The 11707-nt window shown below is 51.2% G+C and carries 10 protein-coding genes; 6 read left to right on the top strand and 4 right to left on the bottom strand.

Features of this window, described 5'->3' with window-relative positions:
- Positions 1–177: 177 nt before the first annotated feature.
- Both ACO0LH_RS26220 and prmC read left to right on the top strand, forming a co-directional pair.
- Complete coding sequence (locus ACO0LH_RS26220; RefSeq protein WP_422944100.1) at positions 178–684, top strand: disulfide bond formation protein B; 507 nt, start codon at positions 178–180, stop codon at positions 682–684.
- Positions 684–1523, top strand: coding sequence for a peptide chain release factor N(5)-glutamine methyltransferase (gene prmC, locus ACO0LH_RS26215; protein WP_422944099.1), 840 nt, complete (start codon positions 684–686; stop codon positions 1521–1523). The genes ACO0LH_RS26220 and prmC overlap by 1 nt, the downstream gene beginning before the upstream one ends.
- A gap of 44 nt (positions 1524–1567) precedes the next feature.
- Here prmC and ACO0LH_RS26210 read toward each other — a convergent pair whose 3' ends face one another.
- The 4 genes from ACO0LH_RS26210 to ACO0LH_RS26195 form a co-directional block, all read right to left on the bottom strand.
- A complete protein-coding gene (locus ACO0LH_RS26210; protein ID WP_422944098.1) occupies positions 1568–2233 on the bottom strand; it encodes a phage tail protein in 666 nt (221 codons plus the stop codon).
- A 198-nt stretch (positions 2234–2431) separates the two neighbouring features.
- Positions 2432–3451, bottom strand: a complete 1020-nt coding sequence (locus tag ACO0LH_RS26205; RefSeq protein ID WP_422944097.1) for a sulfotransferase — start codon at positions 3449–3451, stop codon at positions 2432–2434.
- Between the two features lie 34 nt (positions 3452–3485).
- On the bottom strand, positions 3486–4199 hold the full coding sequence (locus tag ACO0LH_RS26200; RefSeq protein ID WP_422944096.1) for an aspartyl/asparaginyl beta-hydroxylase domain-containing protein: 714 nt from the start codon (positions 4197–4199) through the stop codon (positions 3486–3488).
- Entirely contained in the window at positions 4186–4722 is a 537-nt protein-coding gene (locus ACO0LH_RS26195) for a GNAT family N-acetyltransferase (RefSeq protein WP_422944095.1), read from the bottom strand. The genes ACO0LH_RS26200 and ACO0LH_RS26195 overlap by 14 nt, the downstream gene beginning before the upstream one ends.
- An 89-nt stretch (positions 4723–4811) precedes the next feature.
- On the opposite strand from ACO0LH_RS26195, the gene ACO0LH_RS26190 reads away from it, so the two are divergent.
- The 4 genes from ACO0LH_RS26190 to ACO0LH_RS26175 form a co-directional block, all read left to right on the top strand.
- Positions 4812–5141, top strand: coding sequence for a DUF6916 family protein (locus tag ACO0LH_RS26190; RefSeq protein WP_422944094.1), 330 nt, complete (start codon positions 4812–4814; stop codon positions 5139–5141).
- A gap of 306 nt (positions 5142–5447) precedes the next feature.
- Entirely contained in the window at positions 5448–6008 is a 561-nt protein-coding gene (cysC, locus tag ACO0LH_RS26185) for an adenylyl-sulfate kinase (protein ID WP_422944093.1), read from the top strand.
- Positions 6005–6853 (top strand): sulfotransferase, encoded by an 849-nt coding sequence (locus ACO0LH_RS26180; protein ID WP_422944092.1) that lies wholly within the window; start codon positions 6005–6007, stop codon positions 6851–6853. The genes cysC and ACO0LH_RS26180 overlap by 4 nt, the downstream gene beginning before the upstream one ends.
- Before the next feature lie 2 nt (positions 6854–6855).
- The coding region (locus tag ACO0LH_RS26175) for a DUF4347 domain-containing protein (protein WP_422944091.1) at positions 6856–11707 on the top strand (4852 nt) is incomplete at its 3' end.

Raw genomic sequence — 11707 nt, 5'->3', positions numbered from 1 at the left:
CTGCATGGATATGTCACATACTCGCTGCCAGTATCGGCCGCAGGCGGTAAATTGAGCAGAGGCGCAAAAGCGCATTGGCGCTTTGCATGTGGCGGTAAAAATATAATCGGGCGCCAGGGATACTGAACTAAAACCTGTGGTCAGCATCCTATTCTCATTCTTTCATTTGCACTTACCATGAATCTGTCGAAAAAAATCCTGTTGTCGGTTGCCAGTGTTTGCGTCGCCTTGCTGGGCGCTGCCCTGTATTTGCAAATCGTTGAAAAAATGCTGCCTTGCCCATTGTGCGTGTTTCAACGCTATGCGTTCGCATTCATCGCCATCTTTTGCCTGATCGCTGTTGCTACCCAGGGCCTGTGGCACAGAATCACCACCGGGCTGGCCTTGCTGTCGGCCATGGTTGGTGTGGGTGTGGCAGGCAAGCATATCTGGGTGTTGGCCAACCCGGAATTGTCTTGCGGCATAGACCCACTGGAAACTGGTCTGAACAAGATTTTCCTGGCACAAATATGGCCGACCATGTTCAGGGCTGATGGTTTATGCGAAACACCTTACCCGCCTTCCCTGGGTCTGTCGCTGCCAGCCTGGGCGGCGATCTGGTTCAGCATTTTCATCCTGACCCTGTTGTTTGTGTTTATCCGCAATCAGAAAACCCAGCGCGGCATGTTTGGCCCTTCACGCTGATGCTGGACTGGCTACACCCCGGCATCAGCATTGCCGAATGTGAAAATGCCAGCCCACTGGAGCGCATTGATACCCGCCTGTTACTCATGCACGGGCTGGGGCTGACACGCACGCAACTGATCACCCGTTCAGGGCAAGCACTTGATGCCGGGCAGTTACAACATATCAATATATTGTTCCAACGCCGCCTGCAAGGCGAGCCCGTTGCCTACATTTTGCAGGAACGCGAATTTTTCGGATTGAATTTCCATATCACATCCGACGTCCTGATCCCCCGTCCGGATACCGAGCTGCTGGTAGAGCTGGCACTGCAATATGCGCCTGCCAATTCCAGCCTGCTCGATCTGGGCACCGGTTCAGGTGCCATAGCCATAGCGCTTGCGCATCAAAGACCTGATCTGCAAGTCAGTGCCGTGGATATCAGTGCTGCGGCACTTGCAGTCGCAGAAAAGAATGCCAGACGCCATCTTGATACCGGGCGTCTGCGCCTGCTTCGCAGTAACTGGTACGAAGGGCTGGGCGGTGAAAAATTTCACACCCTGGTCAGCAACCCACCTTACATCGTCGAACAGGATCCGCATTTGCAGCAAGGCGACTTGCGCTTTGAACCCGTCGATGCCCTGACTGATCATGCCGACGGGCTGACAGCCTACCGTCATCTGATCAGCAAAGCCCATCTGCATTTACATAGAGGTGGCTGGATCTTGCTCGAACATGGCTATGACCAGGCCGAAGCAGTATGCGCCTTACTAAAGCAGGCTGATTTTACAGAAGTGCAAAGCTGGCGTGATCTGGCAGGGATAGAACGGGTATCTGGCGGGCGATTGCAGCAGGCGTAAAAAATGGCGCAATCAATGCGCCATTTTTACGAGCAGACGAAAACTTAGTTACGGGATGGGAAGATACCTTCCATCGCGATAATGTAGTTCAGTCCAAGGTAAGGCTGCATGACAGAGTTTGTCGATGAAGTTGTAACCGGGAACGCTGTAGGTGTACCAGAGCCCGTATTGGCATTGGTTACTGTACCGGTACCTGTTATGGCTGTTGTAACGCCACCCAGGGCAATCGGGGCAGTTGGTGCTGTGCCAGCAGGCAAGAAAATAGCTGCGCCAGACGCTCCGCCAGCGGTATTAGTCAAACCGCCATTATTTGCCACAATGGGCAGGCTACCATTTGTGCCAGTACCAACATTGATCGTAGTATTACCTGAAACGCCAGTCAGATCGAGAGTCGCAGTATGCGTATGCAACGGCAGATTTGCCACTGTCAAAGTCACACTACCAGTACCTGTGGCAATGGCTGTAACATTGTTCGTACCGGCCTTCTCACCTTGTGCAACATTGGCAAGACCTGGACCCTGACCCTGTGAACCAACTGCAACACGTCCACGCAAATCCGGAATGCCAAAAGTACTTTGACCATCACCGCCGTACATAGTACCCAGCAGCGCAAACATTGCCGAATTCTGGGCGATAGATACAATTTGCCCATTACAGAATAGCCAGCCACGCGGTGGATAATTAAAACCTACAGCCATAATGGTACCCATGAATGCATCCATTGCTTACTCCAATCCAAATTTTAGTTTAAGTAGGGATTAACTATCCCGCTTGCTCCTGGCCTCATTGAATATCCAACAAGAAATTTCAAAAAAAGCAAACCAATTCTACAATCCTTATGAGAAAAACACATCTTGTAATTGATAGAAATTGTGTCTTATTTGTTACGTCATTGTGACATGGCAACATTAAATCCCTGTGCGTAATTTTTCCAGATCTTCATAAATCTGATTAACTTGTTCAAGCTTGGCATGAACTGTCATTGTGTCTTCAGTTTGCATGGCAGAAACATCGCCGGTAAACGACAGGTGCCTGTTTTTTGAATGCAAGCCTGAACGGGTTTGCATCCTCAGCAATTGCGCAGATCCGCAATCAATGTTGAAAAGTACCAGCAAGTCTTGCCATACGACACCAGGCAATTGTGCGTAATTCAGTAAATACAAACGCGCAGGTAGCAAATTATCAAGCCCGGTACGAAATAAACTGCTCAGCATCGCTGCGGTATAACCATCAAAATCATTCGGTGACAAATGTGCTGTGTCGGGTCGCAAACGCGTGGTATCCACCAGGCCAGGTATCATTTGCGGCCCGCGTTGGCGCTGATGCGAAGCCAGTACTTCTACTGGCTGGCGGTATAAAAAAATGCAGGGTAAATCAGGAAATACCTTGCGTATGAAATCCAGCCAGGGCAAGTGCCAGCAATCAAATTTGATAAAGAAATGTTTTTCGTCAGCATGACGGCGCTGCCCCATTACCGCGATGATTTGACGGAAAATCTGCCCCGCATCTACCATATCCGGATGAGCATGATAAGCGCGAAAAAATGCATCCAGCACCGGTGGTTCTGATAGCACGATACATTGGTTCAGTGAAGCCAGCATTTGTGTCAGCAAGGTGGAACCACAGCGTGATACATGGAAAATAAATGCAGTCGGCGCCACACAATCTAGTTTGTCTATGATGTCGTTCAAAGCCAGCAGGGGTGTATGACAAACCTGTTTTTGTTCATAGCTTTGTGCTGCCAGGCTGTCCTGGAAAAAAGAAGCCAAAAACCGCTCCTCTCCCATATAACGCCACCACAGCGTTTCAGCATTTACGGACATCGCCACTGGAAACCAGTTCAGCATGGATGGCAGGGTATGATAATCAACCTGTCTGCCACGTATCAGGGCGCGCTCTTCGGCGGCAAAACCTTGTTCAATCGCCATAAGACGACAACATTCTCTTCAAGCTTGCCAGCATTTATGCACCTTGCCCCAACCTGATCGCATCCAGTTGATTGGCAATATTGTTGCCAGCAATCTGCCCGCCAGCTCTTAGCTGGGCGATCACATCAAGCACGTTGTCATCATTGATTGCAGGGTCATGATATTTAGGCTTTGGCCTGGCAACCCAGCCAGCATCGTTAAACACCTGTTCCAGCCAGGCATTGCTGACACAGTCCAGCATGAGATGCACTCGCGCATAAGCACTGGGGTTGCGTACTCCATGCAGGCAACTGGCATTGAGATACCAGCAATCACCGGCAGAAAAATGCACCTCTTCACCATCAATGCGGAACAGGACGTCACTTGTGGTGGTAATGGGAATGTGCAGACGGGTGATACCGTCCTCAAGGGATGTGCCTTCGTCGCGGTGCTCTTTAATGATGCCACCGGCCTCCAGCGACATCAGGCGCACTGAGGTTTTTTCACACTGAAAAAAAGTAATCACTTCTTGCAGATAAGGACTTGCCTGCAATAAAACGGTGTCCTGAAACTGGCCTTCATTGACCGGTATGATGTGATCAATACGCCCATCGACAGAACGCAAAGGCAGACAGAGCCAGTTGTTTTCATAGGCATTGGTATTGAAATGACTGATCCATTCTGAGGCCTCAAGCTGCGCCAGTTCTGCGCGCAGGCGTTGCAAATCAAAAGAAAATGGCAGTTTCAGATAACGGCTAGGCAGTAACATGCTGAGTACCCAACTGTTTGTCTGCTACATGCTGCTTATCAGAACTGCTATACCAGTGCATTTGCTCAAACAAGCCGTCACTGCCTTGTACAAAAAACCCCATTTGCAGGTAGAGGGCACGAGCAGCCTGGTTATGTATTTCAACGGCCAGGCTGATATTCAAATTATTTTCCAGTGCTTCTTCCTGCATCGCCCGCAATACCGATCTGGCGATACCTTTGCGCTGCGCCTGAGGCATCATCGCGATATCAACCAGGCGCAAATCAGAGGTGCCGGCATCAATGACCACCCGGCCAACAGGCTGGCCTGCTTCTTCCACGATGAAATGTTGCGCTTCAGGAAAATGTTGCTGTATGCCTGACATCTGCACATGCTGTTGCATCTTGATCATTTGCGCCACGATCACTGGAGCCATGGGAAGTTGCTGTAAATCGAGACGACGACTTGCATATAAATCATCCAGAAAAACCTGATCACTCTCCCTTAGCGGTCGTAATTGACGCTCGCCAGTTAATTTGTACACAAGCACTCCCAAGATGATTAAAATAACATGATTATCATCCTGCCTATGCTTGTACGTTCTTGCAAGTGAAACTTTAACCAATTAAAACCATGACCTTTTCTAAAGAGCAACTCAACTCCTACATCGGCGACATATTCCGCATAGAAACCTCGATTGGTGACATAGAAGCGACACTTGAAGAAGTCGATGAAAGACCACGTCGCGGCTTACCTGATAATTTCCCCACGCCTTTGCTGCTGATATTTTCCGGCACTGGTACCAAACTGCTTTCGCAAGACAACTACATTGTTCATCATCCTGAAATGGGGCGTAATGTCTGGCTCATGTCGCCAGTAATGCCCGACTATGCCAAAGGGCAGGACAAGCAAAGGCATGAAGATGGCAGCCTGTGTATTTTTTATCAGGCATTCTTCAGTTGATAAAATTTTCCCAAAGAAATTATTGCTCAAATAAATGGCAAGAAAGCAGTGAAAATTGTCATTTTTGCGTATTTAGATGTTAATATCTCAGTTATGTTTTTGATATTTTCATAGGATACGATATCTGCAAAATAGCTGATTTCTATAAACCTAAATCCCTTCACGGGAAAAATATTGGCATGCGGCAATAAGAGTATCTTTTGCTTGCGAATGAGCAGTCAGCTTTTAATTTGCAGTATCTCGTATCGGGCATCAATGACTCCCGATGTTTTTAGGCTTATCGGTGGCGGTCGGATGCGTGATCAGATGCAAATAGAAACTCTTTCCAACAAATACGAGGGCGCAGCAAAGACCTGGTGGCTAAGTGGCCTGCCAGGTGCAGGCAAAACCACCCTGGCTATGGCGCTGGCAGACAGGTTGCGTGCGCATGCCCTGCCAGTTTGCGTTCTTGATGGTGATGAATTACGCAAGGGCCTGTCGCGTGACCTGGGTTTTAGTCCTGCTGACCGCGAAGAGCAAAGCCGCCGCACCGCAGAAATGGCCCGGCTGTTGAACAGCAATGGTATTTATGCCGTTGTTGCACTGGTATCCCCCACCATCAGCGGTAGAAGCCTGGCCAGAGAAATCGTCGGTACGCGGCGTTTTATAGAAACCCATGTCGCCACACCTTTGCATGTCTGCCAACAGCGCGACCCCAAAGGCTGGTATGCAAAGGCCCTAAATGATCCTGCTTTGCAATTGACCGGCTTTTCTGCGCCATATGAAGCACCGGTTTGCCCAGACTGCGTCATTGATACCAATCAGACAGCACTCCCTGATGCGATCAATCAACTTTTTTCCTATGCCAGGGAATTCCGTACTTTATGACAGCTGCAACTTATCACTTCATTTCTGGCCTGCCACGTTCTGGCTCTACCTTGCTGGCGGCACTGCTTTTGCAAAATCCGCGTTTTCATGCAGGCATGACCAGCCCGGTTGGTACTTTATATACCAGCATGCTGCATCAGTTTGGCGCTGGCACGGAGTTCGGCCCCGTCATCACCAAGCCAGAACGCAAGCGCCTGGTACGTGGCTTGTTTGATTCGTATTATGCCGAGCATGCTGACAAGAGCGTGGTGTTTGATACCAACCGCATGTGGACTGCCCATATGCCGATGTTGATGGACCAGTTCCCTGGTTCCAAAGTGATTGCCTGTGTACGCAATGTGGCCTGGGTCATGGACAGCATAGAGCGCAAATATGCGGCTGACCCGTATGAAATCACCCGCCTCTTCAATGACGACAATGAACGCGCCACAGTATATAGCCGGGTAGAAACCCTGGCCCTGCGCAACCGCATGGTGGGTTACCCCTGGGCTGCGCTAAAAAGTGCCTTCTACAGCGAACACGCTTGCTCCATGCTGCTCATCGATTATGACTTGCTGGCGCAGGCACCGCAAAAAGTGATGCCCCTGATTTATGACTTTATCGGTGCAGAACCGTTTGAACATGATTTCCAGAATATCCAGTATGACGCACCAGAATTTGATGCGCCGCTAGGCATGCGTGGCCTGCACAAGGTCAGGCCAGCAGTCAGCTTCGAGAGCCGCGACACCATACTGCCACCGGATTTGTTTCATCAATACAGCCAGCTGTCTTTCTGGAAAGACACAGCAGGTAGCCGCGCCAATGTAATTACCGCCAAATTTGTTCCGACAGCGACAGGAAACTGATCATGATCCAATCTAACAAACCATTCAATACTCAAGCGCAGGATGATGATCATGTCGCGTCTACGGCAAGCAACCCGCTGCCATCAGTGACGGAAGTTGCTGCCGCTGCCCCCGTACCAATGGCCGCAACTGCACTGGTACCGGCACAGACAACTGTAAACACCTCTGCTCCTGCATTAGCCCCGACACCAGCACAGGCAGGCCCGCATGAAGTGGTATTTGTTGATACCACGCTGCAAAACTGGCAAGGCCTGATTGGCAACCTCAAGCCCGGCACTGAAGTCATCACACTCGATCCGCTGAAAAATGGCGTACAGCAAATGGCCGATGCTCTGCAAGGCAAGGCAGACATCTCTGCTGTCCATATCGTCTCGCATGGTGGTGAAGGATTCCTGGTGCTCGGCAATACCATGTTGTCATCCTATAACCTGAATGATTATCAGGCCAGCATGGCTGCCATTCATAAGGCACTGGCACCCGGGGCAGATATTTTGCTGTACGGTTGTGATGTCGCCAAAGGTGACACTGGCAGCAGCTTTGTCAATCAACTGGCAAAAGCGACCGGGGCAGATGTTGCTGCGTCAACCAATGACACAGGTGTACACGGTGACTGGGCACTGGAGTATCACGCTGGTACGGTAGAAACGACGGCCATCAGCGCGCAGCAATATCAATATGATCTGGCGACGATCAAGGTTACCAATCTCAATGATACGGGTGCAGGATCGTTGCGGGCGGCAATTACGACCGCGGCTGGAAATGGTGTAGCTGACACCGTTGTTTTTGACCCGGCACTGTTTGCGAGTGGGGCGGCGACACTCACCTTAACGAGTGGCGAGATCAACGTTGATTCAGCAACGCCAACAGCTGGTGACGCATTGACCATCATTGGTGCTGGAGAGAATTTATTGACTATCAGTGGTAACAATAGCTCAAGAATCTTTAATGGACCTGGTTCATTTGGAGCACAAAACACATCCCCCCTATCGCTCTCAGGAATGACGCTTACCAATGGTCAAAGTGCGGGTTCTGGCGGTGCGATCAATTTTACTTACTCAGGATCGCTAACGCTGGATCATGTAGTTATTACAAACAGCACAACAGCAGCAACGGGTGCAGGGCTTTATTTCTCACATTCAACATCAAATCTAACCATTAGCAATAGCACAATCTCGAATAATACGGCAAACGCAACAAACTCGAGTGGAAGCGGCGCAGGCCTGTATGCCAATGGCGCTCAAATTACGATCAGCAACACTACTATAAGCGGAAATTCTGGCAACAATCATGGTTGGTACGGCGGTGGAGCAGCCATATTCTCAAGTACAAGTTCCACCTTGACGAATGTGACAATTGCTAATAATACGACAGGCAGCTCAGGAAACGCTGGCGGAGGTGGCGGCGGTATCGCCATTGGAGGAAGTGGCGCCACTACGATCGTGAACTCCACCATAGTCGGCAATTCGTTTAATGGCGCAAACAACGCTAACGGTGGGGGTGGGGGCCTCTACCTCAGGGGAAATACGTCTGGCAGTGTCACAATTAAAAATACCATCATTGCCAACAACACCAGCACCAATGCGAGTACTAACGATACAGATGCCTTTGTTGCAACCAACTCAACCCTGTCTGGTAGTAATAACATCGTTCTTACCACGATAGGAACTGGCACTTCAGCTACAAATTCACTTACAGGAACAATTACCACGCTAGGCAGCGCTTTAGGTTCGCTGGCATTCAACGGTGGTGCAGTTAAAACTATCTCCATTGCAGCCGGCAGCACGGCAATCAGTGCTGGCACAACCACAGGCGCGCCCACGACCGATGCACGCGGTGCCGGACGTGGGGGTACGGTAGATATCGGTGCCTACGAATTCAGCGACAATAACACCTTTGATTTTGCCGGTGTAGTATCCCCCAACAAGGGCGCGATTGATGTGCCTTCAAATTACAATCTCAGCATAGAATTTGGTACAGCAGTGACAGCGGTTGCGGCAAAGAATATTGTTATTTACCGTCAGTCCGACAATGCCGTACTTGAAACCATCGCGGCAAATGACGGTGCCAAAGTAACTTTCAGCTCTGGTACGGGCGGTGCAAACAGCAAGGTCACCATTAACCCTACGGCCACTTTTGCAGGTAACACTGGTTACTACGTGTTGATTGACAGCGGTGCCTTCCAGGATAGTGGCAGCAATACTTATAACGGTATCAGCTCAAATTCGACCTGGACGTTTACCTCCATAGCGATACCCGCCGACATCACCAATGCCACTTACGATGCCAGTACCGGCACCTTGGTTGTGACGGGCACAAGTCTGACAGCTGGCGACGTGATCGACGTCTCCAAACTGTCGCTGACAGGTCAGGCTGGCTCTTATACCCTGACAACAGCTAACGTAACGGCATCGAGTGCAACCTCGTTCACGGTTGTCCTGAACGCCACTGATAAAATCAATATCAACGGCATCTTAAACAAAAACGGTACATCCGCAGTTGACACGACGACGTTCAATTTGGCTGCTGCGACAAACTGGGATGTGACCGCAGGCGCAGCGGCCGATCTCACCGGCAACGCTGTCACAGCCTCCAATGTAAGCGCCCCTACGATCACCTCAGCAACTTTCGATGGCAGCACTAATACATTCGTTGTAACCGGCACTGGCCTGGTCAAGACTGTGGGCGCGACTAACGACATTACGATCTCCAAACTGACCATCACCGGCGAAGGCGGCGCGACCTATACGCTGTCGACATCATCGAATGTTGAAATCACCTCCGCTACCAGCTTTAGCCTGACCTTGTCCGGCGCAGACATTGCTGGTGTCAGCAACCTGTTGAACAAAAACGGCACCTCATCAATCAGCACCACCACCTACAACCTCGCTGCTGCCGATGACTGGGACAGCCTCATCACTGGTGGCAATATTGCCGACCTGACTGGCAATGGCATCACCGTCTCGAATGCACTGCCAGTCGTCCTCAGTTCCACTTACGATGCTGCAACCGGCACGCTGGTCGTCACCGGAGCCAACATGGTTACTGGCGACACTATTGATGTATCAAAACTGTCCATCAGTGGCCAGGCAGGCGCTTACACCCTGACCTCTGCCAATGTTACAGCTGCCAGTGCGACGTCCTTTACGGTTGTATTAAATGCCACCGACCAACTCAACATCAACGGCATATTGAATGCAAACGGCACGTCTGCGGTTGATACCACGACCTTTAACCTGGCTGCCGCCGCCAGTTGGGATGCCAGCCGCACCAGTGCGGCCGATCTAACCGGCAATGCCGTCACTGTATCGAACGTTACTGCCCCAACCATTACCTCAGCCACCTTTGACGGCAGCACTAATGTCCTCGTCGTGACCGGCACCGGCCTCGTCAAGACGGTGGGGGCAACCAATGACATCACCGTTTCCAAACTGACTTTTACCGGCGAAGGTGGTGCAACCTATACTTTATCGACGTCATCGAATGTTGAAATCACCAGTGCTACCAGCTTCAGTCTGACGCTGAGCGGTGCCGACATTTCTGGTGTCAATACGCTCCTGAACAAGAACGGCACCTCTTCAATCGGCAGCACGACTTACAACCTCGCCACCGCCGATGACTGGGACAGTATTATCACCGGCGGCAACATCGCCGACCTGACCGGCAATGGCGTTACCGTCTCCAATGCTGCCCCGATTGTCATCAGCACCACTTACGATGCGTCGACCGGTAGCCTGGTTGTCACCGGTGCCAACATGATCACGGGCGACACGATTGATGTATCTAAACTGTCTGTCACAGGTCAGGGCGGTTCCTACACCCTGACCACCGCCAATGTCACCGCCAGCAGTGCGACGACTTTTTCTGTCACCCTGAATGCTGCCGACAAATTGGCGGTTAACGGCATATTGAACCAGAACGGTACCTCAGCCGTTGATACGACAACCTTCAACCTGGCTGCCGCCGCCAGTTGGGACGCCAGCCGCACCACTTCAGCCGATCTGACAGGTAACGGTGTGACCGTCTCCAACGTCACGGCACCCACGATTACGTCAGCGACCTACGACGGTACCACCCACGTCTTCACCGTCACCGGCACCAATCTCGTTAAAACCATCGGCGCAACAAACGATGTGACGATATCCAAATTGACGATTACCGGTGAAGGCGGCGCGACACGTACACTGTCCACCACTGGCAATGTCGAAGTCACATCTGCCACCAGCTTTACCTTTACGTTGGCTGGTGCGGATATTGCAGCCGTAGATAGCCTTCTCAATAAAAACGGCACGTCTTCGGCCAGTAGCTCCACTACTTATAACTTCGCTGCTGCCGATGACTGGGATAGCGTCATCACTGGTGGCAACATCGCCGACCTGACAGGCAATGGTATTACCGTCTCCAATGCCGCACCAAGCATATTGAGTTCGACTTACGATGCCGCCACCGGCATCCTGAGTGTCTCTGCCGTCAACATCGTCGGTGGTGACACCATCGATGTATCCAAACTGTCCGTCACAGGTCAGGCCGGTTCCTTCACCCTGACCACGGCCAACGTCACCGCCAGCAGTGCCACGGCTTTTGCCGTCACCCTGAACGCTGCCGACAAGCTCGCCATCAACGGCATATTGAACCAGAACGGTACCTCAGCGGTTGATACCACCACCTTTAATCTCGCGGCGGCGGCTTCCTGGGACGCCACCACCACCTCCAGTGCCGACCTGACCGGTAATGCCGTGACCGTCTCGAATGTGACTGCGCCCACGATCACGTCAGCAACGTATGACGGCACCACCCACATCTTCACCGTCACTGGCACCAACCTCGTCAAGACGATAGGCGCGACCAACGACATCA

Origin of the sequence: Undibacterium sp. TJN19 (assembly GCF_049339485.1) — a bacterium.
Classification (GTDB): domain Bacteria; phylum Pseudomonadota; class Gammaproteobacteria; order Burkholderiales; family Burkholderiaceae_D; genus Undibacterium.
Note: the sequence above shows the minus strand (reverse complement) of the source record. Positions and strands in the feature narration are given on the sequence as shown.

What these genes read in the sequence shown, in the direction of transcription:
- ACO0LH_RS26220 (WP_422944100.1), top strand. Translation starts at nt 178, where the DNA reads ATGAATCTGTCGAAAAAAATCCTGTTGTCGGTTGCCAGTGTTTGCGTC.
- prmC (WP_422944099.1), top strand. Translation starts at nt 684, where the DNA reads ATGCTGGACTGGCTACACCCCGGCATCAGCATTGCCGAATGTGAAAAT.
- ACO0LH_RS26210 (WP_422944098.1), bottom strand. Translation starts at nt 2,233, where the DNA reads ATGGGTACCATTATGGCTGTAGGTTTTAATTATCCACCGCGTGGCTGG.
- ACO0LH_RS26205 (WP_422944097.1), bottom strand. Translation starts at nt 3,451, where the DNA reads ATGGCGATTGAACAAGGTTTTGCCGCCGAAGAGCGCGCCCTGATACGT.
- ACO0LH_RS26200 (WP_422944096.1), bottom strand. Translation starts at nt 4,199, where the DNA reads ATGTTACTGCCTAGCCGTTATCTGAAACTGCCATTTTCTTTTGATTTG.
- ACO0LH_RS26190 (WP_422944094.1), top strand. Translation starts at nt 4,812, where the DNA reads ATGACCTTTTCTAAAGAGCAACTCAACTCCTACATCGGCGACATATTC.
- cysC (WP_422944093.1), top strand. Translation starts at nt 5,448, where the DNA reads ATGCAAATAGAAACTCTTTCCAACAAATACGAGGGCGCAGCAAAGACC.
- ACO0LH_RS26180 (WP_422944092.1), top strand. Translation starts at nt 6,005, where the DNA reads ATGACAGCTGCAACTTATCACTTCATTTCTGGCCTGCCACGTTCTGGC.